The following is a 22,975-nucleotide window of genomic DNA, read 5'->3' on the forward strand; positions in this document are numbered from 1 at the left end:
GTTTTTTATACATTGGCTAACTGTGTGCGCATAGCACTAATGGTATCTTTGTAATTGGCACTTTTAAATACTGCAGCGCCTGCAACAAATTGATTGGCTCCAGCGCGAGCTAAGGTGGCGATATTCTCTATGGTCACTCCTCCATCCACACAAAGATCGAGTTGAGGATAGCGTTCACGGATTTGCGGAATTTTGTTAATGATTTCAGGAATAAGTTTTTGCCCCCCGAAACCTGGATTCACTGTCATTATGAGTACAAAATCAAGTTTATGAGCACACCAGGTTAATACCTCAATAGGTGTTGCCGGGTTTAACACTAAGCCCGCTTCGCATCCTAAGTCTTTAATCAGATTGAGGCTTCTATCTAAGTGGATCGTTGCATCCGGATGGATGCTAATCCGCTTTGCTCCAGCTTTTGCAAAAGATTCAATCAGTCCATCTACAGGATCTATCATAAGATGTACATCTATAGGAAGTTGGGGAAAACGTTGGATTAACGCGTCGCAAAATGCGGGGCCGAATGTCAAATTAGGGACATAGTGATTGTCCATGACATCAAAATGAATAAAATCGGCCCCTGCATTCATGACAGAGTCGACTTCAGCGCCAAGGCAAGTCAGATCGGCTGATAGTATTGAGGGTAATATGTGATAAGTCATGGTGTATGTATTTTATATTCGGTGTATCAGCATATAATATGCTGTCTTGATAAAACATTCTATTGCTATCGTGCGTAAAGCAATAAATTGTTTTCAGGTGACTTTGATTATGGAATATTGTAAGTTGTAACGATCATAAACTTCTCCAATATTTGAACTCAACATTGAGAATTTGAACAAAATATGAGATAATTTCAGACCTATTCCTGATTTTATATTGCGTTGAGTTATAGAGACCTAATCATGCTTTTAGGGAGAATAATATGAGTCAAAATTGGCCTACTCGAGATAAAGATTTACAAACCGCCCGCATGATTATGGAAGAATATGCCAGTGAGCGTGAAAGTGATACTTTAGGTCTTTTTGAAATTGTTGTGGATCAAGCCGAAAAAAAAATGAGTTTTCGCTTATCCGGATGGGTTATTACTTTAGCAAAACATTTTAATTCCGTGTATGGAGTGGATCAGGGCGATTTTGTAATCCGACAAGTGATTACACGTTGTTTTACCCAGGGACAAACATTACATTAGATTTTCCTAAAATATTATAGGGTCATTCATTAAGTTTGAGACAAGACACAAACAAAAATGGGGTAAAAAGTGTACGTGGTACATGACTGAACCGAAACAGCTTGCAACGAGTGGGGCGTGCTCTATGAATTTGACATAAGACATGGAAAAGAGTTTTATGTCGCAAAGCAAACGTTACGTTTGTTTTGCAAAGGCATGAATGCGGCGTATTAAAACGGCATTCAGTTCTAAATAAAAGCAGTTCAATACAAAAGTTTATGCAAATGGAAAATTCTGCGTTGCTGCAATCAAAATCCTGGTTTATCGAAAAGTATCTATCAGATCTAGATCATCCTTTGGGTGACAGTGTCAAGAAGCTTATGCTTGTTAGCGACTATGCTTGTAGACATATTCAATTGTTAAAAAAATTGCTAATGACGGATAATGATTATTCTCCTTTGTCTCGTGAGGGCTATTTTCATGCCCTACAAAGTACATCATCATGTTTACCGATAGCAACTTATTTACGTGAAGTGCGCCAATTTAGAAATACCCAGCTTTTGCGACTGCTTCTTCTTGAGATGGCAGAAATTATTCATGTCGAAGAAGCAATCAAATCTTGGTCAGATTGTGCCGATGCTTTGATATTGCACGTTTTAAATTATTGCAAACAATTGCTCTCTGTGCGTCATGGGATACCTCGTGATAGGGAAGGAAACGAAGTTCATTTATATACTCTTGCTATGGGTAAGCTGGGAGGCAGGGAACTCAATTATTCTTCGGATGTGGATCTGATTTTTGCTTATACGCTTGTAGGTGAAACTGATGGGGAAGAGCGTATTGATAATCAACATTTTTTTAGTAAATTAGTCCAGCAATTCGTTCAAATTTTGCAAAATATAACGGCGGATGGATTTGTTTTTCGTGTCGATTTGAGGTTACGTCCAAATGGAGATAGTGGTCCTTTGGTTTCAAGCTTAGCAGCACTCGAAACCTACTATCAAGAACAGGGGCGTGATTGGGAACGTTATGCTATGGTTAAGGCGCGCGTAATTACTGAGTCATTAGATGAGTTGCATCCTTGGTTTGCGCGATTGATCGTCCCCTTTGTTTACAGGCGTTATGTTGATTTTAGTGTGATTGAGTCTTTGCGTAGTATGAAGGCAATGATCGAGAGAGAAGTAGAATTAAACCCGCGATTAGATGATATAAAACGAGGTAAAGGGGGAATCCGAGAGGTTGAGTTTGTTATTCAGAGTTTTCAACTAATTCGCGGAGGCCGATTACCCCAATTACAAAACCAGAATGCCTTATCGGCACTGAGTGTTTTAAAACGGGAAAAACTATTACCACATACCGATGCTTTAAGGCAAGCCTATCTTTTCTTACGGCGTTTGGAAAATATATTACAAAGTTTAAATGATCAACAAACTCATTCTTTACCTGAAGATACAATAAAACAGGAACAAGTTACTGTAGCTATGGGGTTTTCTTCTTGGGATAATTTAGTAATCAAATTAAACAAGTATCAGCGTATTATTAGCTATGCATTTCATTCAGTACTTGGCAAAGTCAAAGATTATGAAAATGATAAAAGGTTATTAGATAATCAGTTATCAAGTCTTTGGCAAGGGCATGTTGAAACCACTATGGCAATTAATTTATTAACCAGTTTGGGTTTTACAAATGCTTCTTATTGTTATCAAATGATTCATTCCTTTCGCCATAGTCCTCGATGTCGACGTTTAACCCAAAGTGCGCGTATGCGCCTGGATCGGTTAATGATTATGTTGCTTGTTGAACTGACTCATGTGCGGAAAACAGATGAAGTGTTATTGCAAGTGATGCATTTACTTGAAAATATTGTAGGTCGTAGTGCTTATTTGGCTTTAATTACTGAAAATCCGCAAGTGCTTACAGAGTTATTATTTTGGTTTGCTCACAGTCCTTTTATTACTTCATTATTAGTGAATCAACCATTTTTACTGGAAGTGTTGTTGGATCAAGGGCAGGAATGGCGACCATTGTCTGTGCAACAATTACAACACCAATTGGTTGAAAAGTTAGCTCATCATGATGACATTGAGTTGCATGAGGAAATTCTGCGACAGTTTAAATTAGCAAATTGGCTGATGGCTGCTCGTGCAGAATGTTATGGTTTTTGTAGTGCTGTGCGGATAGGGCAATTTTTGTCGGATGTGGCACAAGTGATTGTGAATCAAGTTTTGCAGCTTGCTAGCGAACAATTGTCTGTACGCTATCCTGAAATAAAACAAACCCAATCACATTTTGCAATTATTGCTTATGGGAAATTAGGCAGTCGTGAAATGAACTATGCATCTGATCTGGATTTAGTTTTTTTATATACTGCAAAACCATCAGAAGAGGCCCTGGTAACACGTTTAACTCAAAAGATTTTACATATGCTGACTACCCGTTCCCAATCTGGAGTTCTTTACAATGTTGATACACGACTTAGACCCTCTGGTTCTGCCGGACTATTAGTCAGTCATGTGGATGCATTTGTTGAATACCAAAAAAAACAGGCCTGGACATGGGAACATCAGGCTTTATTAAAAGCACGCATCTTAAGTGGGAATGCAAAAATTAGACATCATTTTATGCAATTAAAAAAATCAATAGTCCAGATAGAACGAAATAAAATCACCTTGCAACACGATGTATTGTCTATGAGATCCAAGATAGAACATTATCAAACTAAGGATACTATTGCCCGAGGATTGTTGGATTTAGAGTTTTTAGTGCAGTATTTGATACTTTATTTAAGAAATCCTTCTTTGGCCCGATATACACACACATTAAGTCAATTACACCATTTATTTTTAGCTGATGCGTTCAATAAAGAACAATACACTCTTTTGAAAAAAGCCTATAAAAAACACCATCAGCTATTACATTTGAATTTATTACGTCCAAATACTGTAATTAGTGATGGCATGCAAAATGAGATTATGTCTATTTCTCGCGAACTTTTTGATTAATTTTTGAACTCTGCATATAAGTCATAATCATCACTATCTGTAATTATTACTTCCGCAAAAGATCCACTTTTAATTCCTGGCTTTGGAGGGAGAATCACGAGTCCGTCAATTTCTGGGGCATCACCTTTGCTACGTGCAATAACTTGATCGTCATGTATTTCATCAATTAATACAGTTTGGGTTTTACCGATTTTGCTTTCTAATTTATCTCGACTAATTTCTGCCTGTAATTGCATGAAGCGATGATACCGTTCTTCTTTTATTTCTTCCGGAACCGGATCACTTAATTCATTTGCTTTAGCTCCTTCAACTGGAGAGTATTTGAAACAACCTACACGATCTAATTGTGCCTCTTCCAAGAAATCGAGTAGTTCTTCAAACTCTTCTTCTGTTTCTCCCGGAAAGCCCACAATAAACGTGGAACGCAGCGTAATTTCAGGGCAAATCTCGCGCCAAGAGGCAATTCGTAAAAGAGTATTTTCGCTGCTTGCGGGGCGTTTCATCGCTTTCAATATTTTCGAGTTGGCATGCTGCAGGGGAATATCCAAATAAGGAAGAATAAGACCGTCGCGCATTAAGGGAATGATCTCATCAACATGCGGATAAGGATAGACATAATGTAAACGGATCCAAATGCCTAATTGACCTAGTTGTTCACATAAATCAAAAAATCGTGTACTAATGGTTTTTTCTTGCCAAGTCACAGGTTGATAACGTGTATCTACTCCGTAAGCGCTGGTGTCCTGAGAAATAACTAAAATTTCATGAACACCAGCATCCTTTAATCTCTTGGCTTCGGTTAATACTTGTGCCATCGGATAACTTTGTAATTTTCCGCGCATCGTTGGAATGATGCAAAAAGTGCATTTTTGATTACATCCTTCAGATATTTTCAAATAAGCATAATGACGTGGGGTTAATTTAATTCCTTGCGGAGGGATGAGTTGGGTAAAAGGATCGGTTGGTGGAGGAAGGTGTTGATGAACCGCATTGACTACTTCTTCATAGGCATGTGCGCCACTGATATGAAGAACATCAGGGCACGCTTCTTTTATGATGTCTGCTTTTGCTCCCAAACAACCGGTAACAATAACGCGCCCATTTTCTGCCATTGCCTCTTTAATCGTATCTAGCGACTCTTTAACAGCGCTATCAATAAAACCGCACGTATTAATAACGACAACACCGGCATCTTGATAACTGGAAACCAGTTCATATCCTTGAGCACGTAATTGAGTAATAATGCGCTCAGAATCAACTAGAGCTTTAGGACAACCAAGACTAACAAAACCCACTTTATGATTCATATTAATATTTTAACTGTAAAAAAAATGAACTAATTATACCTCTTCTTCAATACTATTCCAATATCTTATTGAATTTTCTCATACTTGAAGTATGGGGTGGGGGGCGAAATGAAGAGAGATGATGGATGAATTAATGGTTTCATCTTTTTTGCGCAAGCGGAAATTCATTTCAACAGGAGCATAATGCCTCTATCGGCATAAGTCCTCGCTTGCGCGAGGACGACTATAAGCTTCAGAAGCTAATAGATAATGGGTCTTAGTGAATGTTTCACTTTCCTATCCATAACATTAATTCAGAGACATGCTTTTTCGAGCTTCCTCTAGATTATCGTGAAGTTTACTACCACGGGATTTCCAGAAACTCATGGAGTTGCTTGCTGTTGTGTCACTTGGGGTAAAGGGAGTGAGATACAACAGACTTGGTAACAATGTAGTGATAAGATGACGTGCCGCATAGATTACATTGGTAATGAATTTTGACAAGGAATCACGATGCGTTTTTAAGAGTTCTGCTCCCTTATTAAGGGTGCTAAAAAACTGATTAACGCGATCGGAGGGTCTCAAAGAGGAACCAATATCATTTAAATCTTGTATCAAATGCTCCATTAAATGGATTTTGCTCATTGTTCTTATTCTTTTAATTTCATCCATACTCTCTAAATCCTGGGATTTAAGATAATCGCAGTATTTCTGGGTCATCGGCAGCAATTTATTTTGAATAAGCTCAAAATATTTGTGTTCAGTCTTATTATTTAGCAGATAGGTTAAATTTTCATTTTCAAACCGTAATCTTGCATTAACGCCAACGCCTTTAGCAAATAAATCTAACAGTACATTTATTCCATTTTGCAATTCTTTAATACTCTTATTTTTTTGTTCTATCAACTCTTTAGTTTCATTGTCTAATTTTTTAAAATTCTTACTCTTTTCATCGGCAAACGCAGTAGCCTCATTTAAGGCTTTTTCCTTTTTCGTCAACTCATTAAGTTGTAAGTTTATCAATTCTGCGAGACTAATCACCTTGGAATCTGGTTTAAAACTTGGAGGACCATTCTGCTTGAATAGTTCAAATTGCTCTTTGCCTTTCAAACATCTTACAATATGCCAGCCTTTGTCGGTATCGGAGAAACTAATAGGGGTGCCAATGAGCGTTTGCAGGCCTTTGTCTCTAAGTGTGCCATCTTGATTTTTTACAGGCAGCGTGGTTGTGATGTGATTGGCTTCTGCTTTTTCATCAATTTGATCGATTTTTATATAAGTTAGATCGTCCTTTTTTTGAAAACTTATCGCAATTGCAGCTTCATTTTTACGATAATTACAAGTATCTCCCCCAATGCGATGCAGGACTATCTCTTGTCCATCCTTAGTGTAAACTGTTTTACAAACTCGAGGGCGCCCTGCAGGAACATGACCATGATATAGATTGTACACACCGTTTTCTGACAGTTTACGCAGTGTTTCTTCATTTAATGTGCTTCCAAAAGCCCCATGGATTAAGGTTTCTCCATTATTGCGCGCAGCAGGAAGTCCCATATTGATAAGTTCAGCTAGCCCCTTATTTAAGAGTGAAGTTGCTTGCTCATCTAATTGTGCCCCATTCGCGTGTAATGCGTGTAAAGCAGCATACCAAGCATTTTCAGCGTCTAGCAATTCTTTAACATTTCGAGCAACTAATCTACCTTTTTCATTTGCTATAGGGATATCATCGTTAAAAATTTGAGCTAGTGTCTGGGCATCAACTAATTCCGTTAACGTACGAGGCAAGATAAAAGAATTGTTATCAATTCCGCCATGAGTAAATAATGTATTACCAATTTGTGCGCCTATTTGGCAATGACTAAGATATTTGACATAGGGACTGTTAGGATTGGTGAAGTAATCTTTCACAAACTCCAAAGTTGCTTCTTCATTATCGACCACCAGTTTATTTTCTTGCCAATGAGCATAACCTTTTTCTAAAGCAAGCTCTTCCCATAATTCAGGAGCTCCAGTGCTGTTTGCAAACTGCCATTTTATAAATAAAATTTGTTTTTTAGTATCAGTTAATGTATTAAATAAAGCGAGTAAATCTTGGGCGCTAGAATCCTTAGGCCAATTTAACTCGTCCATAAGATAAGTTAAAAACAATTTTGCTTTATCATTACCATCTACCCAAACAAGAGATGAATTACGAGCCACTCCTTTTTTTTGACGTTCCTCAGGAGTTAATTGAACATCGTTTAGAAGTACTTGATTAATCGATTCGATTTTCAGCTCATTTAGGATGCGAAACTTGGTTGTTTCACGATTACCAAGAATGGAAATCATTCGTTCTTTATACATCTCATGGGTATTGTTGATAATGTCGACGAGACACATATTATGCGGATCTTTTCGTCTTGTATTACTGCGCGATTTATCAGTAAGGTCACCAATGTTCACACAAAAGACGTTTTGGGGTAGTTGAATATAGATTTTGCCTTCTTTTGTTACGAGTGTAAAATCGTTTTCCTCTAGAGCAAGTCCAGTAAAGTTTTCCTTATATTTATTTTTATAAAGAGCTAAACTTCGTTCCAAAAAACTTAAATCTCCCTCAAGATCAGCAAAGGTGATTATCATTTGTCCCTCATATAATTCATGATGGTTTTTTTTTGTCATTAGCAAATTCTCCTAAAAAACTATTTTTTGAAATACTACACAAACAGACAAATTTTATTGCCAATAAAATTTGTTGGCATGTGATATGAATTTTAAAAATAATGTATAATTTACAATGGGTTATAAAATGGCTGGGGCATAATAACTTCTTAATAGATGGGTGGCAACGGAATTTAATACAAACATGTTGAGTGAGTTAGCTTTGTTTTGGGTTTGAGGCAGGTACAAGTCAGACGAGGTCTGACTTGTACCCGTTTACTGGATTTGGTTTAACGTTTTTAAGAATTTATCAGTAGAAATCTCACCTACTAATTTCAATTGGTTCAGTTCCGTTCCTTGTGTGTTAAAAAAGATAAAAGTAGGTGGTGCTACGACACCAAAGTGAGTAAGTATCGCCTTATTTTCAGAATTCTGTGAGGTAACATCGATTTTAATGACTGTAAAACGAGTTAAGGCATCTTGTACTTGAGAATCTTTAAATGTGGTAGCTTCCATCACTTTGCATGAATGACACCAATCCGCATAAAAATCCAACATAATTGGTTTGCCTTGCGATTTTAAAATCGCCTGCTTTATGGCACTTAAATTCTGTTCTGGTTGCGTTTTAACGTGGAGGGGGTTTGTAGTATATGCAGTAGCTAAAGGCTGCAAAGGATTAGTTGCGCCCATGCTGGCACCAACTAAAATTAAGAAACCATATACGAGCAAAATAAGTCCCACTCCTTGGCTGAATTTTTCACGATTTGTGATGGAGTAGGTTAAGGCGCCACTGTAGATACCCGAAAATATAAGCAAGCAAGCCCATAATCCCATGCTGATTAAAGAAGGAACTATGCGAGAGATTAAATCAATAGCAACCGCAATGAATAGAATGCCAAAAAGTGCTTTAATCGTATTCATCCAGCTGCCAGTTTCAGGTAACCATCTGCCTGCTGAGGTGCCAATCAGAAGTAAGGGAGTACCCATTCCCAAACCTAAGATGAATAATGTCAAACAACCTAAAAGAACATTTCCAGTTTGAGCAATATATGTGAGGACTCCGATTAATGGCGCGGTAACGCAAGGAGAAAGAATCAACGTAGACAAGCATCCCATAATTGCGGCTCCTAGATAGTGGCCCCCTCTGCGATTGCTTGTACCGTGTATTTTTGCCTGCCAAGAATGAGGTAATTTAAATTCATAAAATCCAAACATGGATAAGGCTAAGAGAATAAAAATTAGGCTGAACATCCCTATAGCCCAAGGTGATTGCATGCTGATTTGCAGATTGGCTCCGAGAAGGGCAACTACCGCTCCAATTATTGCATAGGTTACCGACATGCTTACGACATAGCTTAAAGAGAGAAAAAAAGCCTTTCGGGTTGAAAGCTCTTTTCCATGGCCCACGATAATCCCAGATAAGACTGGAACCATAGGTAAAATACATGGGGTAAATGATAAAAGTAAACCAAAACCGTAAAAAGTAATAAGAATAATAAGCCAATTATGACTCAAAAAGACTTTTGAAATGCTATCATTTTGAGTTTCTTCCACAACTACGGATTCTTGAGTAGCTTGTTCCAAGTTTGCTTGAGTCAATGCTAAATTGTTATCTATAAATAATCGTATAGCTTTTGTTTCTGGAGCATAGCAAAAGCCATCGTCGGAGCATCCTTGGTAGTGCAGCTCAACATACGTTTCTCCGGGCTTATCGGCTAGAATACCCACTGGAATAGAAACTTGGTTACGATATACAGCATAAACATGTCCTTGTTTGTCAGTTTTTTTGACCGTAGGAGGTAAACGAAGTGGGCCTAGATTAATACTATTGTCTGAATTAGATGTTAGCTTAATGCGTTTACTGTATAGAAAATAATCTGGCTTTATTTGAAAATTGATAGCAAAAGTATTGGGATCGACTTTTGTTACATTTACATGAAACACTTCCGAAGCGGGAAGTGGGTTTGCATGTAGAGCAAATGTAGCAATGTAACAAAACACTAATAAAAACCATTTTCTCATTCTGCAACCTTTTAATAAAATTAGAGTCTGGAACAGTTAGCTGTTACGATTTCTATGCTATGTCCGAACGTGTAAATAACTATATCAGAACATAGTGTAGTGTGAATAAAGGTAAAACTAAAATTTTTTTTGTTTTAACCCTTGAAAGTTTTTTCTTTGTCCCCATATGCGTTTCAGCAACATTGCAAATGAGTTTAAAGTTTAATTAATCAGGAGATAGAAGCATGAAAATTCGTCCTTTACACGATCGAGTTGTTGTTCGTCGTATGGAAGAAGAGCGTACCACAGCTGGTGGTATTGTTATTCCAGATAGCGCTACTGAAAAACCAATGCGTGGTGAAATCATTGCTGTTGGCGCAGGTAAGATATTAGATAACGGCGATGTTCGCGCTTTAGCAGTTAAAGTAGGTGATATTGTTTTATTTGGTAAGTACTCAGGTACTGAAGTAAAAATCGACGGTAAAGAACTGGTTGTGATGCGTGAAGACGACATCATGGGTATTATTGAGAAATAATTTGTTTCATTAGGAGAGATATACAATGGCAAAAGAATTACGTTTTGGTGACGATGCTCGCCTACAAATGCTTGCTGGTGTTAATGCATTGGCTGATGCTGTTCAAGTAACAATGGGACCTCGTGGTCGTAATGTCGTTTTAGAAAAATCATATGGTGCACCTACTGTAACTAAAGATGGTGTGTCTGTTGCTAAAGAAATTGAATTTGATCAACGCTTCATGAATATGGGCGCTCAAATGGTTAAAGAAGTTGCTTCTAAAACTTCTGATACCGCTGGAGATGGTACTACTACTGCGACTGTATTGGCTCGTTCTATTGTGGTTGAAGGCTATAAAGCAATCGCTGCTGGCATGAACCCTATGGATCTGAAGCGTGGTATTGATAAAGCAGTTGCTGCAATCACCAAAAAACTACAAACGATGTCTAAGCCTTGCAAAGACAACAAAGCAATTGCACAAGTAGGTACTATTTCTGCTAACTCTGATGAAGCAATTGGTTCAATTATTGCTAGTGCAATGGATAAAGTAGGTAAAGAAGGCGTTATTACTGTTGAAGACGGTAATGGATTGGAAAATGAATTATCTGTTGTTGAAGGGATGCAGTTTGATCGTGGATATATTTCTCCATACTTCATCAACAATCAACAAAGCATGACTTGTGAGCTTGAGCATCCATTCATTCTGTTGGTTGATAAGAAAATTTCTAGCATTCGTGATATGTTGTCTGTATTGGAAGGTGTGGCAAAATCAGGCCGTCCATTATTGATTATTGCTGAAGATGTTGAAGGCGAAGCTTTAGCTACTTTAGTAGTTAACAACATGCGCGGTATTGTTAAAGTATGTGCTGTTAAAGCTCCAGGATTTGGCGATCGTCGTAAAGCAATGCTACAAGACATTGCAATTCTGACTCATGGCCAAGTAATCTCTGAAGAGATTGGCAAAAGCTTAGAAGCTGCTACTTTAGAAGACTTAGGTACTGCGAAACGTATCGTAGTGACTAAAGAAAATACCACCATTATTGATGGCGAAGGTAAAGCTGCAGAAATCAATGCGCGTATTGCCCAGATTCGTGCTCAAATTGAAGAAACTACTTCTGACTACGATCGTGAGAAATTACAAGAGCGTGTTGCTAAATTATCTGGCGGTGTTGCCGTGATTAAAGTGGGTGCTGCTACTGAAGTAGAAATGAAAGAGAAAAAAGCTCGCGTTGAAGATGCACTACACGCTACCCGTGCTGCTGTAGAAGAAGGTATTGTAGCTGGTGGTGGTGTTGCTTTAATCCGCGCACAAAAGGCTTTGGATTCTTTGAAAGGTGATAACGACGATCAAAGCATGGGGATTAATATTCTTCGTCGTGCTATTGAAGCACCAATGCGTCAGATCGTATCTAACGCTGGTTACGAAGCATCAGTCATTGTTAACAAAGTAGCTGAAAACAAAGATAACTATGGTTTCAATGCTGCTACTGGTGAATTCGGTGATATGGTTGAAATGGGTATTTTAGATCCAACTAAAGTAACTCGTATGGCATTACAAAACGCTGCTTCTGTAGCAAGCTTAATGTTGACTACTGAGTGCATGGTTGCTGATTTACCAAAGAAAGATGAAGCTGGTGCTGGCGATATGGGCGGCATGGGCGGAATGGGTGGTATGGGAGGCATGGGCGGCATGATGTAAGCCTCCTCTCTTAACCTATTCTTTTAAAACCCGTCTTTATGGCGGGTTTTTTTTAATAACGTCTAATATAATATTTCTATTGGTTCTAAAAGCATTTATCATCCAATAACTAAAAAATTACAAAGCGAGGAGTAACGATGGGAACAATAATTAAAAAATTGGAAATAGTATTGGCAGATACATACGCTTTGTATCTTAAAACGCAAAATTACCACTGGCATGTTAAGGGTGTGCAATTTAAAAGCTTACACGAATTGTTTGAAATGCAATATAAACAATTAGCAGACGCTGTAGATGAAATTGCAGAACGAATTTTAATTATTGGCCATAAAGCTCCGGCTACTTTTTCTGAGTTTAATGCACTAAAAACAATTAAAGACGGTGATTCTAGTGCTGATGCAAATCAGATGGTGAAAGAGTTAGCGGAAGATAATGAAGCTTTAGTTAAGGATCTTAATAAAGCAGTTCGTCTAGCTCAAGAAAATGGTGATGAAGGTACCGTAGCATTATTAAGTGAGCGTATCGCAGCTCATGAAAAAGCACATTGGATGTTAAGTGCTTCTCGTTAAGACTAGTTTGTAATTCTAATCCTAAAAAGCATTACCTGCCGTGAAGGCAGGAGATCTATTCATGGTTACAAGTAACTGTCTTTTGATCGCAACTCTGATTACGGCTTGTCTGCGGGGGTTAGTAATTTTAAGCAGTGTCCTGGATTCTGCGGACAAGCCGCAGAATGTCGAAGAGCTAGACTGATTTTTAGAGAAGCATAGACAATTCGGTTGCAAGCATCAGGTTAGCAGCTGCATTGACTTTCCTTTCATTCAGGCACATCTTATTTCAGATAATCGTGCACGACTCTACCATAAGGTAACGTGAGATCGGATAATATATGTACCGCATTTACTACGCGGTGCACAGGAAGCTCCGCTACAGGAGCTAATGCATGGTGTGCTAACTCTAATTGAGCAGGTCCTTGCCAGGCTCCCTTGATCACTACATCTTCCAGGTGATACTCGACAAGCTCACAAATACGGACACTCCCATCCACATGAGGGATGATTTTGAGTAGGTAATTAGGAGCATTCATAGACTCTACTACTTTTTTTACATCTAATCTTTCATACTTGTAGCCCATTGTTGCGGTTGCGATACGAAAAGGTCCATATTCGAGAGTACCTAATAGCGTTTCATGAGCAACCTCAAGTTTTGGCTGGGCTAATTTCTTAGGGAAGCCCCAAATTTCTCGACCTCCAGCTATAGGCGGAAGATCGTCTAAAAACATTGCGTGAGTATATCCTCCCATTCTACCCTTATAACGTACAGGGATTACTTGGCCTGATTCAGTATAATCACCAAATCCAGTGGAATCCGGCATGCGGATGAATTCAAATTTGACTAGAGGATCTACTATTTCTAAAGGTTCCGGGACTATTTTGCGCAATAAATCCATATCTGTTTCATAGGTAATGATTAAATACTCTCTATTGATAAAGCGATAAGGGCCTCGTGGGTAAGCGGGGCTGGTAAGTGGCATCGCAAAAGCTTGTTCTAATACCTCTGCTTCTTTCATTTCCAAACTCCTTTGGATGTGTTTATGACAACAAACTCATTATAATAATTTCATTTTTGTTGTCGGTGGTACGCACTGATAGTGAAGCCATTTTGAAGTCATGCCAAATTTATTCCATGAACCAGCCATGACTTACTACAAGGGATTGTCCTGTTAGTGCATTAGATTCAAAAGAAGCAAAAAATAAAGCGGTTTGTGCTACGTCATCAGTAGTAGTGAATACCCCATCGACTGTATCTTTGAGCATGACATTTTTAATGACCTCTTCCTCAGTAATGCCTAATTCTTTAGCTTGCTCTGGGATTTGTTTGTCTACAAGTGGTGTTCTAACAAAACCAGGGCAAATGACATTTGCTCTTACATTATGAGCAGCCCCTTCTTTAGCAACCACTTTACATAAACCGAGTAAGCCATGTTTTGCAGTCACATAAGGTGCTTTAAGCTTAGAGGCTTCTTTGGAATGCACCGAACCCATATAAATGACACTGCCTCCTTTACCGGAAGCATACATGTGCTTTAGGGCAGCACGAGTTGTTAAGAATGCACCGTCTAAATGAATAGAGATTAGTTTTTTCCAGTCCGAAAAAGCTAATTGATCTATCGGGCTAATAATTTGAATTCCAGCATTGCTGACCAGAACATCCACACCACCAAAATTTTCAGCTACAGCGTCTACGCCTTGATTGACCTCGTTTTCATCGGTGACGTTCATGGCAACTGCCATTGCTTCTCCACCTTGAGACTTTATTTCTTCAGCAGCAGCATTGGCTTGAGATAAATTCAAATCAGCAATGGCAACTTTTGCACCTTCTTTCGCATAAACTAAAGCTATTTCTTTACCAATTCCACTAGCGGCTCCAGTAATTATAGCTACTTTATTTTTTAAGCGCATGATAACAATCCTTGTATAATTTTTGAGTTAATGGGCAATCATATTGACTGAACTAAATTTTTTAAAAGTATAGCAATGGAAGTAAAATATTGCTTATTTTTCTCCAAAGAATTTTTGACAATTCATTTTACCCTTGTCCTGACCTTAATATGTTTGGGAGCCGAATGGTGTACATCAATTTGTTGGAACTAATTGTCTACAGCCTCGCATTTAGCTTAGATGGATGACAAAAACTCAATGGATTTAAAAACTTTAACCCCTTTATTAGAGAGGTTAAAGTTATTTTTTTAGTAATAATAGTAATTGTAGCCAGGACGATAATAACGATGACGGTAGTAATATTGTCGGTCTTGTTGTTGACCAATAGCATTGCCTACCAGAGCTCCGGCTCCTGCACCTATTACTGTACCTAGTGCACTACCTCCAGTAGCGGCATAACCTATACCCGCTCCAGCTGCTCCACCAACACCGGTTCCTACTTCTGTATTAGTGCAACCACCGAGCATAAAAACTGATAAACTGATAAAAAATAATGGAGCAATAATTTTTTCATAGTGAACTCCCTTTTATGATTTTAAGAATTTCTGCATTTATAGATTGATTTTTATTTGCCAGAAGATTCTAATTTCTTTATCTCCATTATGATTTTAGTACAATATTTTTATTTTTTGCTAAATAATTGTTCATATTTTATATTTGTTGAAGGCATTTAAAAGACAAATTTTACTCTGACCCTCATTTTCCAGTAGTATTAGCAGTATCGATCATAAAAAATAGAGGAAGATATGTTTAAAGGAAGCATAGTTGCTTTATTAACTCCCATGCTCAATGATCAAGTAGATGTTTCTCGTCTGCGTGAGCTTGTGGAATATCATATTGAAATGGGTAGTCATGGTCTGGTGGCAGCAGGTTCTACAGGTGAGTCGGGCACTTTATCCCACGAAGAAAAAATTCTTGTGATTAAAACCGTTGTTGATCAAGTTAAAGAGCGAATTCCTGTAATTGCTGGAACGGGTATGAATGCCACTCGTGATTGTATTAAATTAACTCAAGAAGCGATGGAATGTGGCGCACATGCTGCGTTAATCATGACTCCAGCATATATCAGGCCAACTCAAGAAGGTTTATATCAGCATTACAGCCAAATAGCGCATGCGGTTGCTATGCCTATCATTCTTTATAATGTTCCAACGAGGACTGCTTGTGATATGTTACCTGAAACTGTAGCACGACTTGCAAAGATTTCTAACATTGTGGGAATAAAGGATGCTACGGGCCAAATGACCCGGTTACAACAAATTTTGCGTCTTTCTGACGGAAGCATTGATGTATTTAGTGGTGATGATTTTACTGCCGCATCTTGGATGTTAGCCGGAGCTAAGGGAAATATTTCCGCGGCAGCTAACATAGTTGCTAAATTAATGGCAAAATTATGTGATTTAGCTTTAGATGGGGATCATGCGGCATGTTTACGTCTTAATGAGCAATTAATGCCTTTATATGAATTATTGTTTATTGAAACAAATCCTATTGCTATAAAATGGGCAGCAAACAAAATGGGCTTAATGGAAAATGAATTAAGAATGCCATTGACACCTTTATCAAAAGAGCATCATGAGCCTTTAGAAAAAATATTGAAGAATTTGGAGTTGATCTAAGTGAAAAATTTGAGTTTTATTCTCGTTTGCATTGCTCTAATTTGTTCTGGATGCAGTCGCTATGCAAGTAATGGGGAACGCCTTTACTTAAATAGTCGTAATGGTCCAGTTTTGGAGGTTCCACCCCCATTATCGAGGGCAAATATTAGTAATTTTTATGATTTGCCACAACAAAACCAAGATGCACGTGTAAGTATCGCTCCACCTGTATCATAGAGGGTTTATTATGACACCATCAGAATCAGCTGAATTAAATATTGTTCAGGACTTATCGCAGCGAATTGTTGATGCGCAACGCAAGATTAGGATTCTTGATAGTATCAAATGGGATGATTCTATAAAAAAGAATTTTTTAAACACCAAGGTAAAAAGCTTCCTGCGGTAGATAAAGAATATTATGAGAAAAAGCCTTTACCATTTGATGTGTTTGAAAAGCAGGAAGAGTTTCGCAATATTTTACGCGATGCTCAAAATCAATTAGGACAATATTCTACTCTAACTCGTTTAATTCGACGTCAATGTGAAGAATACATTAGAGCAACCCAAATGCTCGCTGTGCGAGGTACGCCCGCATTTTCCGAAATAGCAACAGAACTGTATGGCAATCCAAATGATGTATTTTATGCTGGAGGACCACGTATGTCAGAGATGGGTACATTACTCTTTGATGTATTAACAGGCCTTAGTGTTCAATTGCAATCAGAAGCAGATGTAAAACATTATACACCCCAACAAGCACAAGAAATTTTACAAGCTCGACTAGGACAATTTTTTGATAAACATCCTGGTAAAGTCACTGTTATGGTAAGTGATGATATGATAGCTGATGCTTCAGCAGGTGCTGATAGTATTAAATTGAGTCAACAAGCCATGTTTAGTGATCGAGATCTTCGTTATTTGGAAGTGCATGAAGGATGGGTTCATGTGGGGACAACCTTGAATGGTTCGATGCAACCCAATTGCTTTTTTCTTTCTAAAGGCTCACCGTCAAGTAGTGTTATCCAGGAAGGTTTAGCAGTGATCACGGAAGTTGTTACCTTTTCTTCATATCCGAGTCGGATGCTAAAAATTACTAATAGAGTGATTGCTCTAGATATGGTCACACAAGGGGCAGACTTCCTCGATATTTATAATTACTTTTTAGGATGTGGTTTAAGCGAGGATGACAGTTACAATCAAACAGTACGTGTTTTCAGAGGCAGTATACCGACAGGTGGGCCTTTTACAAAAGATCTCTCTTATGCCAAAGGTTTTGTGCTGATTTACAATTACATTCGTTTTGCGATAAGCAAAAAACATGTGGAATCTATACCACTATTGTTTACAGGGAAATTAGTTTTGGATGATTTACCTTTGCTCACTGAATTAAAGGAACGTGAGATATTGACCAATCCTGTTTACCTGCCGCCTCCATTCCGAGATTTGGCTGCATTAAGCGCCTGGATGAGTTTTTCCTTATATTTAAATCAGTTTGACTTGAATGAAATCCAAAAGAACTTTCGATTTTTGTTGGCTTAAGTTTTATCAAAGATTAGATGTCGTTGGCCCTTGGTTTCCATGTTGAGGAGCTGCACTTGGCTTCTCTTCATTCGAATACTCTCTGCGACCATTTATCAAGCTTTATGCGCGAGACCTAGCTTAGCAACACCCTAACCTTGGTTCAAATAGATTCACACTCGCGGTTTGAATGTGAGGTAGATAGCCAAAGATATTTTTGGACCAAGGCCACTTTTAAGTGGCTCCCTAGTCCAGTTTATAAGCTTGTTCTGAGCAAACTATTTTGCTAATTTGGGCCAAATTTCGTTGTATGATTTTCATCATCTTTCGATTCCCTTTCCTTCAATAATTCTTCTTGTAACTCTTTTTCAATGTAGTCATCATCAAATAAAGGTTCATTTTTTTCATATTCTTTTATTTTTTCATTTTCAAAAAATTTTTTTGATTTTGATTCCTGTTGATTGTCTGAATTATCAGGTTTAATTGGTTTGCATGGCATTTGACTTTCCTCTATTTCAGCGTAAAGTAACTTTTTTAATAGTCTAGTTTTTGTTCACTGCTATCACTCACATCATATCCTGATAGAGATAATAGTTCACTGGAGCTCATAGATAAACTTCTTTTCATTGATCGAGAGAAAAATTGCTCTCGATTAAGAATAGGCTCTATATGCCTTTTACCCCGAAATTCCGCTAATTTTTCTGAATCATAAATTTCTGCCTTTTTATCTTTCATATCGATCCATGCAATATAAACAGGAGTAGTGCCATGTGGCACGTTAGTATCATAAATAGAGATTTGAATGTTTTTGTTTCCAATTAATTCTTTATTGGACAGCATGTCATAAGTGGATAAAGTTACATTGCGATGTGAGTTGATTAAATAAGACGTTTGTACGTAACGTCCGGTGCTTTCTCCGCGTTGCTGGGCTCGCTTTACCGAGCATTCAGGATCAACTGTAACAATCGAGATTTCAAGTTTGCCGTTGTTTTGTGTTCCTAGCTGAATCCTGTCATTAGCCGGGGCGACTCCATCAATCAACATATGAGGGGCGCTATCTTGGCTAATTTTTTGGCGCATTTTTTCATAGCCCATGAGCGTGATATAAGATGCTTCATCATTGTTTAAAGATACATGCAGCTCATTATTCGTCCCTAATTGTTCCTGACGTCCATGACACACTAATATCCGATGTGTATCCGTATTAATTTTTACCATATCTCGTTCATCAATACCATTGGTTGTTTTGGCTTCATGAAGTACTTTAGCGAGAATAGTACCTTTTCCTGAAGCTGGAGCTCCTGCGAGCATCAGTGTCAGTCGTTCTGCTCCTTGATGCACTGATAGTTTTTGCAGTGGAGCTTCTCCGATGATGGTACCCTTTGCATCATGGATGGGAAAAGGAGTTTCTTCTGCAATAAGTTGGTTAATTATTTCTTTAATTTTGGGCGTTATGTGGGATTCAATGCATTTTTTCATTTCTTCATTGTAAATCATATCTTCTAAGGTCATTTTTACTAATAAAGGAAATGCTTCTTCTGGATTAACATGGTGTTTCAGTAAAAATTTATCTGATACTTGGTATAATTCACTTTCAAAGGCTGCTTTTATTCTATCATATACCTCTTTGTGTTTAGCCAAAGAGGGATCGAGCTGATCTTTATTATGGATCGCATTATACGCTTTTAGTGCATTAATTTGGGCTGTTTCTTTAATTGCGTGTTCAAATTCTTTGAAGTTAATTTTAGAAATTTTGTCATAAATGCAGTCTACATATTTATATAAATCAAGCTCTTCACCACATTGAACTTCTGTTTCAGTGGTGGCAATAGTATCGAAGTATACAATACGTTCAATTGGATAGGTAATAAGACTTTGAACAGTGGGGTATTTGGGTTTTTCTGTCTTAGAATATACGGCATTACATGCCATTATTTCAGCAATATCTAGTTTTGGGCGTTGACAGCTTTGTAAGTTTGTATGAGTATATATCGGTTCTATGCCAGATTTGATCATTTCTAAAACATGAGTTGCTGGAACGTTTTCAATATATTTAATTGTTTCGTCAATTTTTTTTTGCATAACCTACACCTATTTCGATAGATATTTATTTTAAAAATAGCAAATAAATCCATTTACTTGATATAAATGACCAAGAAGATTGTTTGTTGATTGTAACAAGGGCTCTTTTGTATTCACTGTCATTAAGTGACGTAAGCGTCGATCTCTTAAGGAAAGACTCATATTGACGCATTTTATGCAGGCGATGCTTCTTCCTGGGAATGAATTATCGCGTGCACGGAAATGGCAACTTTCTAAACTTACTGATATTCCCCGGCTACTGGATACCCAGGGAATGTATTTGTATTAAATTTTACATGCTACTGCGTCTATATATTCGTTGTTTACCTCTTTTTCGGGTAGGCGGGCAAAGAACTGATGAATGTTGTTATTATGATATAATTTAGGTTTCATATGTTCTTTCATTGTTCTTGCTAATTGAGGATGCTCAGTAACCAGCTTTTGAGCCTGCTCTTTAATGTATGAATCATTAGATTTTTGAATCATTCCTAAATAATGGGCAGCCTTTTTTAAATCATTTGCATCATCTGTTTTAGCTAACATTTGGCACATCACCAGCATTGCATTCGTACATCCCAAATTAGCAGATTGGCGCATAGTTTGTTTGTACTGAGACGAATTTGGTGGATAGATGTGTGCCAAATGATATAATGCCATGGGGTTATCTTGAGCTAAGACCAACATTTTAGGTAAATGCTGTACCACTGCTGCTTTTATGGCTGGATCATTTGGTGATTCATGTAACTTGTTTACTAATGCAGCAAATTCATTACTTGATGTGGCCATTTCCTTACCCCCAACGTTATACTCTTGTGTGTAGAATAAAAGATGAAGGTTAAGGTAAGATTAAGCTGAGATGTCTTTACGATTTTTTTACATTTTCAAATATTGCCCATCCTAAATGAAACAACATGTGCGCTAATATTACTGTAATTAGTCCATATTTCCAGAATACGTATCCAAAAAGAAAGGATTGATAAAGACTAAGAACAATAAAAGAATAGAGAAAACGCCTGCTGGAAGTGCAACCAGCTGCTAGATAAGCTGGAAGTTGGCCGAGAGCAAATATTAAACCACTAATAAAAATTGAAATCCAAGTGGCGAGGGTGGCATAGTCTTTATTAAAAAGTAAACCAAAAAATAAAGTTACATTCATGAGTCCCCAACGGGCGATTACTTCTTCTACAACACCCCCATAAAGGACACAGCCATCAACTCCTAGAGTAAAATGAATTTTTTCCATAATTTCTAGACTTTTTTTGTCAATAACCCGTTTCATCACCCCATAATACAGGACACAAAAAATAAGAAGGCCGAAAAATGCATACCAGATTGCGGGTAATAAAACTGGTAAAAGTACACCCACTCCCGCGGTTCCCTGTAACAATGCTTCAAGCTCAGGAGCATGTAAACCAGTAGTTGGAGATAAGGCCGCACCAGCGATGCTCAAGATTAAAACCATAAATAAAGTTTGTAGAATGGCAAAACGACTTATTTTATTTTTTAATTCTTCAGAATTATCAGGTAATAAAAAATAAATTAAACGTTTTATCGCTATTGTTACTCCTGGAATAGATAAGCAGAATAGAACGATGATTAAGGGCCAATTGAGGGTCATTTTTCATCCTTAAATAATACAGAGTAAAAGAAACCATCCATGCCTTGTTCCCCAGGTAAAATCTGTTGACCGTATTTTGTTGTATGTCCCCAGTTACCAGATTTTGTGATTATTCTACATTCTGGATTGTTTTTTATAAAACTGGCTATTTGTTGTTCGTTCTCGGCAAGCATTACCGAGCATGTGGCATAAACAAGTATTCCGCCTTTTGCCAATAAAGGCCAGAGGGAGCTAAGCATAGTATGCTGAATTTTTGTAATAGCGGAAATTTCTTCATCGTTTCGAAGTAATTTAATGTCGGAATGACGGCGAATAACTCCAGTTGCAGAGCAAGGAGCATCTAATAAAATACGATCGAAGAGTTTTTCATCCCACCATTGGTAAGGGGTGGACGCATCTCCTTGAAGCAAAGTAGCATGTAAATTAAGGCGATTTAAATTTTCTCGAACTCTTTCTAATCTTCTAGAATCAACATCCACAGCAACACATTCTGCGAGATGAGGCTCTTTCTCTAGAATATGGCAGGTTTTCCCTCCGGGGGCACAACAGGCATCAAGCACTCTAAGGCCTGGTTTTAAAGATAATAACGAAGCTGCTAATTGCGCTGCTCCATCTTGTACCGAAACTAAACCTTGAGCGAATCCCGGGAGTTGATGTACATCACGAGGTGTTTGTAGCACTATTGCTTCGGCTGCAACAGAATGAGGAGTAGCCGCGATATCTGCCTGCTGTAAAACATTTAAGTACTCTGCCACTGATATTTTTCTCAGATTGACTCTTAAAGTCATAGGAGGATGAGCCTCGTTTGCCTTGGTTATCGCCTGCCAATCGTTAGGCCAATCTTTTTGCAAACGTTTTAATAACCATTGAGGATGGCCATAAAGAAATAGGGGATTGTTATCCAGTCGAGTAAGAATTTCATGATGTTGGCGACAAAAATTGCGTAATACCGCGTTTAGTAAGCCTTTTGCCCATGCCATTTTTATTTTTTCGAGTAAGGCTACAGTTTCTTTAACTACGGCATAATCAGGTAACTTCATATAATGTAATTGATAGATTCCTATCAACAGGGCAACCCATATTTCTACTTCTTTAGGTTTTTTCTGCATGAGGCAGTTTGCCATTGCTTGCAGGCGAAAATAATGACGGCAAAAGCCAAAACAAATTTCTTTAGTCATTGGTGAAACTTCAGCAGAAGCTGGCATAAGCTGCGACAATGGTGTTCTTTCAACCAATACACGAGTTAGAATGTTTAGAGCATGTAATCGTTCATTAGGCCTCTTTGAGGGCTGGCTTGTGGGGGAGCATTGTTTTGAGTCTTTTCGCACTTTTTCTCTGCGAGGCATTGTG

General features: G+C 37.9%; 20 protein-coding genes and 1 pseudogene. 9 read left to right on the forward strand and 12 right to left on the reverse strand.

Going from position 1 to position 22,975, the window contains the following annotated elements; genetic code table 11:
* Positions 1-5 precede the first annotated feature (5 nt).
* On the reverse strand, positions 6-659 hold the full coding sequence (gene rpe / locus EL220_RS02955) for a ribulose-phosphate 3-epimerase (RefSeq protein ID WP_027270799.1): 654 nt from the start codon (positions 657-659) through the stop codon (positions 6-8).
* 263 nt (positions 660-922) lie between these two features.
* Here rpe and EL220_RS02960 point away from each other — a divergent pair, with 263 nt between their 5' ends.
* Both EL220_RS02960 and glnE read left to right on the forward strand, forming a co-directional pair.
* A complete protein-coding gene (locus EL220_RS02960; protein WP_027270800.1) occupies positions 923-1,189 on the forward strand; it encodes a hypothetical protein in 267 nt (88 codons plus the stop codon).
* A 257-nt stretch (positions 1,190-1,446) separates the two neighbouring features.
* On the forward strand, positions 1,447-4,170 hold the full coding sequence (gene glnE, locus EL220_RS02965; RefSeq protein ID WP_027270801.1) for a bifunctional [glutamate--ammonia ligase]-adenylyl-L-tyrosine phosphorylase/[glutamate--ammonia-ligase] adenylyltransferase: 2,724 nt from the start codon (positions 1,447-1,449) through the stop codon (positions 4,168-4,170).
* On the opposite strand, the gene rimO is transcribed toward glnE, so the two are convergent.
* The 3 genes from rimO to dsbD form a co-directional block, all read right to left on the reverse strand.
* The gene (gene rimO / locus EL220_RS02970) at positions 4,167-5,477 is read right to left on the reverse strand and encodes a 30S ribosomal protein S12 methylthiotransferase RimO (RefSeq protein ID WP_027270802.1); all 1,311 of its coding nucleotides are present in this window, start codon (positions 5,475-5,477) and stop codon (positions 4,167-4,169) included. The genes glnE and rimO overlap by 4 nt on opposite strands.
* Before the next feature lie 288 nt (positions 5,478-5,765).
* Positions 5,766-8,114 carry a hypothetical protein gene (locus EL220_RS02975; protein ID WP_027270803.1) on the reverse strand — a complete coding sequence of 783 codons (2,349 nt, stop codon included), beginning with the start codon at positions 8,112-8,114 and terminating at the stop codon, positions 5,766-5,768.
* A gap of 255 nt (positions 8,115-8,369) precedes the next feature.
* A complete protein-coding gene (dsbD, locus tag EL220_RS02980; RefSeq protein WP_027270804.1) occupies positions 8,370-10,115 on the reverse strand; it encodes a protein-disulfide reductase DsbD in 1,746 nt (581 codons plus the stop codon).
* A gap of 224 nt (positions 10,116-10,339) precedes the next feature.
* Here dsbD and groES point away from each other — a divergent pair, with 224 nt between their 5' ends.
* From groES to EL220_RS02995, 3 genes are all read left to right on the forward strand, one after another.
* Complete coding sequence (groES, locus tag EL220_RS02985; RefSeq protein WP_027270805.1) at positions 10,340-10,630, forward strand: co-chaperone GroES; 291 nt, start codon at positions 10,340-10,342, stop codon at positions 10,628-10,630.
* 25 nt (positions 10,631-10,655) lie between these two features.
* Positions 10,656-12,308 (forward strand): chaperonin GroEL, encoded by a 1,653-nt coding sequence (gene groL / locus EL220_RS02990; protein ID WP_027270806.1) that lies wholly within the window; start codon positions 10,656-10,658, stop codon positions 12,306-12,308.
* 137 nt (positions 12,309-12,445) lie between these two features.
* A complete protein-coding gene (locus EL220_RS02995; RefSeq protein WP_027270807.1) occupies positions 12,446-12,877 on the forward strand; it encodes a Dps family protein in 432 nt (143 codons plus the stop codon).
* Between the two features lie 263 nt (positions 12,878-13,140).
* Here EL220_RS02995 and EL220_RS03000 read toward each other — a convergent pair whose 3' ends face one another.
* The 3 genes from EL220_RS03000 to EL220_RS03010 all read right to left on the reverse strand — a co-directional run bounded on the left by EL220_RS03000 (position 13,141) and on the right by EL220_RS03010 (position 15,276).
* A complete protein-coding gene (locus tag EL220_RS03000) occupies positions 13,141-13,878 on the reverse strand; it encodes an acetoacetate decarboxylase (RefSeq protein WP_027270808.1) in 738 nt (245 codons plus the stop codon).
* A gap of 109 nt (positions 13,879-13,987) precedes the next feature.
* Positions 13,988-14,770 carry a 3-hydroxybutyrate dehydrogenase gene (locus EL220_RS03005; RefSeq protein ID WP_027270809.1) on the reverse strand — a complete coding sequence of 261 codons (783 nt, stop codon included), beginning with the start codon at positions 14,768-14,770 and terminating at the stop codon, positions 13,988-13,990.
* A 287-nt stretch (positions 14,771-15,057) separates the two neighbouring features.
* Positions 15,058-15,276, reverse strand: a complete 219-nt coding sequence (locus EL220_RS03010; protein WP_128130813.1) for a glycine zipper domain-containing protein — start codon at positions 15,274-15,276, stop codon at positions 15,058-15,060.
* Positions 15,277-15,555: 279 nt separating this feature from the next.
* On the opposite strand from EL220_RS03010, the gene dapA reads away from it, so the two are divergent.
* The 3 genes and pseudogenes from dapA to EL220_RS03025 all read left to right on the forward strand — a co-directional run bounded on the left by dapA (position 15,556) and on the right by EL220_RS03025 (position 17,946).
* Positions 15,556-16,428, forward strand: coding sequence for a 4-hydroxy-tetrahydrodipicolinate synthase (gene dapA, locus EL220_RS03015; protein WP_027270811.1), 873 nt, complete (start codon positions 15,556-15,558; stop codon positions 16,426-16,428).
* Entirely contained in the window at positions 16,429-16,644 is a 216-nt protein-coding gene (locus EL220_RS03020) for a hypothetical protein (protein WP_027270812.1), read from the forward strand.
* 10 nt (positions 16,645-16,654) lie between these two features.
* Positions 16,655-17,946 (forward strand): annotated as a pseudogene (locus EL220_RS03025) (flavohemoglobin expression-modulating QEGLA motif protein).
* 265 nt (positions 17,947-18,211) lie between these two features.
* Here EL220_RS03025 and EL220_RS03030 read toward each other — a convergent pair.
* Complete coding sequence (locus EL220_RS03030) at positions 18,212-18,424, reverse strand: hypothetical protein (RefSeq protein WP_027270814.1); 213 nt, start codon at positions 18,422-18,424, stop codon at positions 18,212-18,214.
* Positions 18,425-18,459: 35 nt separating this feature from the next.
* Positions 18,460-20,007, reverse strand: a complete 1,548-nt coding sequence (locus EL220_RS03035; protein ID WP_027270815.1) for a zeta toxin family protein — start codon at positions 20,005-20,007, stop codon at positions 18,460-18,462.
* A 163-nt stretch (positions 20,008-20,170) separates the two neighbouring features.
* On the opposite strand from EL220_RS03035, the gene EL220_RS19475 reads away from it, so the two are divergent.
* Positions 20,171-20,296, forward strand: a complete 126-nt coding sequence (locus EL220_RS19475) for a hypothetical protein (protein WP_261975411.1) — start codon at positions 20,171-20,173, stop codon at positions 20,294-20,296.
* Here EL220_RS19475 and EL220_RS03040 read toward each other — a convergent pair.
* From EL220_RS03040 to rsmB, 3 genes are all read right to left on the reverse strand, one after another.
* A complete protein-coding gene (locus EL220_RS03040) occupies positions 20,293-20,793 on the reverse strand; it encodes a hypothetical protein (RefSeq protein ID WP_027270816.1) in 501 nt (166 codons plus the stop codon). The genes EL220_RS19475 and EL220_RS03040 overlap by 4 nt on opposite strands.
* A gap of 76 nt (positions 20,794-20,869) precedes the next feature.
* A complete protein-coding gene (locus tag EL220_RS03045; RefSeq protein ID WP_027270817.1) occupies positions 20,870-21,625 on the reverse strand; it encodes a CPBP family glutamic-type intramembrane protease in 756 nt (251 codons plus the stop codon).
* Positions 21,622-22,971, reverse strand: coding sequence for a 16S rRNA (cytosine(967)-C(5))-methyltransferase RsmB (gene rsmB / locus EL220_RS03050; protein ID WP_197720973.1), 1,350 nt, complete (start codon positions 22,969-22,971; stop codon positions 21,622-21,624). Before rsmB ends, EL220_RS03045 begins: the two co-directional genes overlap by 4 nt.
* Between the last annotated feature and the right edge of the window lie 4 nt (positions 22,972-22,975).

Origin of the sequence: Legionella sainthelensi, assembly GCF_900637685.1 — a bacterium.
Taxonomy (GTDB): Bacteria; Pseudomonadota; Gammaproteobacteria; order Legionellales; family Legionellaceae; genus Legionella; species Legionella sainthelensi.

Bases quoted from the DNA above. Each gene is read 5' to 3' on its own strand.
- rpe (WP_027270799.1), bottom strand. From the start codon at position 659: ATGACTTATCACATATTACCCTCAATACTATCAGCCGATCTGACTTGC.
- EL220_RS02960 (WP_027270800.1), top strand. From the start codon at position 923: ATGAGTCAAAATTGGCCTACTCGAGATAAAGATTTACAAACCGCCCGC.
- glnE (WP_027270801.1), top strand. From the start codon at position 1,447: ATGCAAATGGAAAATTCTGCGTTGCTGCAATCAAAATCCTGGTTTATC.
- rimO (WP_027270802.1), bottom strand. From the start codon at position 5,477: ATGAATCATAAAGTGGGTTTTGTTAGTCTTGGTTGTCCTAAAGCTCTA.
- EL220_RS02975 (WP_027270803.1), bottom strand. From the start codon at position 8,114: ATGACAAAAAAAAACCATCATGAATTATATGAGGGACAAATGATAATC.
- dsbD (WP_027270804.1), bottom strand. From the start codon at position 10,115: ATGAGAAAATGGTTTTTATTAGTGTTTTGTTACATTGCTACATTTGCT.
- groES (WP_027270805.1), top strand. From the start codon at position 10,340: ATGAAAATTCGTCCTTTACACGATCGAGTTGTTGTTCGTCGTATGGAA.
- groL (WP_027270806.1), top strand. From the start codon at position 10,656: ATGGCAAAAGAATTACGTTTTGGTGACGATGCTCGCCTACAAATGCTT.
- EL220_RS02995 (WP_027270807.1), top strand. From the start codon at position 12,446: ATGGGAACAATAATTAAAAAATTGGAAATAGTATTGGCAGATACATAC.
- EL220_RS03000 (WP_027270808.1), bottom strand. From the start codon at position 13,878: ATGAAAGAAGCAGAGGTATTAGAACAAGCTTTTGCGATGCCACTTACC.
- EL220_RS03005 (WP_027270809.1), bottom strand. From the start codon at position 14,770: ATGCGCTTAAAAAATAAAGTAGCTATAATTACTGGAGCCGCTAGTGGA.
- EL220_RS03010 (WP_128130813.1), bottom strand. From the start codon at position 15,276: ATGCTCGGTGGTTGCACTAATACAGAAGTAGGAACCGGTGTTGGTGGA.
- dapA (WP_027270811.1), top strand. From the start codon at position 15,556: ATGTTTAAAGGAAGCATAGTTGCTTTATTAACTCCCATGCTCAATGAT.
- EL220_RS03030 (WP_027270814.1), bottom strand. From the start codon at position 18,424: ATGCCATGCAAACCAATTAAACCTGATAATTCAGACAATCAACAGGAA.
- EL220_RS03035 (WP_027270815.1), bottom strand. From the start codon at position 20,007: ATGCAAAAAAAAATTGACGAAACAATTAAATATATTGAAAACGTTCCA.
- EL220_RS03040 (WP_027270816.1), bottom strand. From the start codon at position 20,793: ATGGCCACATCAAGTAATGAATTTGCTGCATTAGTAAACAAGTTACAT.
- EL220_RS03045 (WP_027270817.1), bottom strand. From the start codon at position 21,625: ATGACCCTCAATTGGCCCTTAATCATCGTTCTATTCTGCTTATCTATT.
- rsmB (WP_197720973.1), bottom strand. From the start codon at position 22,971: ATGCCTCGCAGAGAAAAAGTGCGAAAAGACTCAAAACAATGCTCCCCC.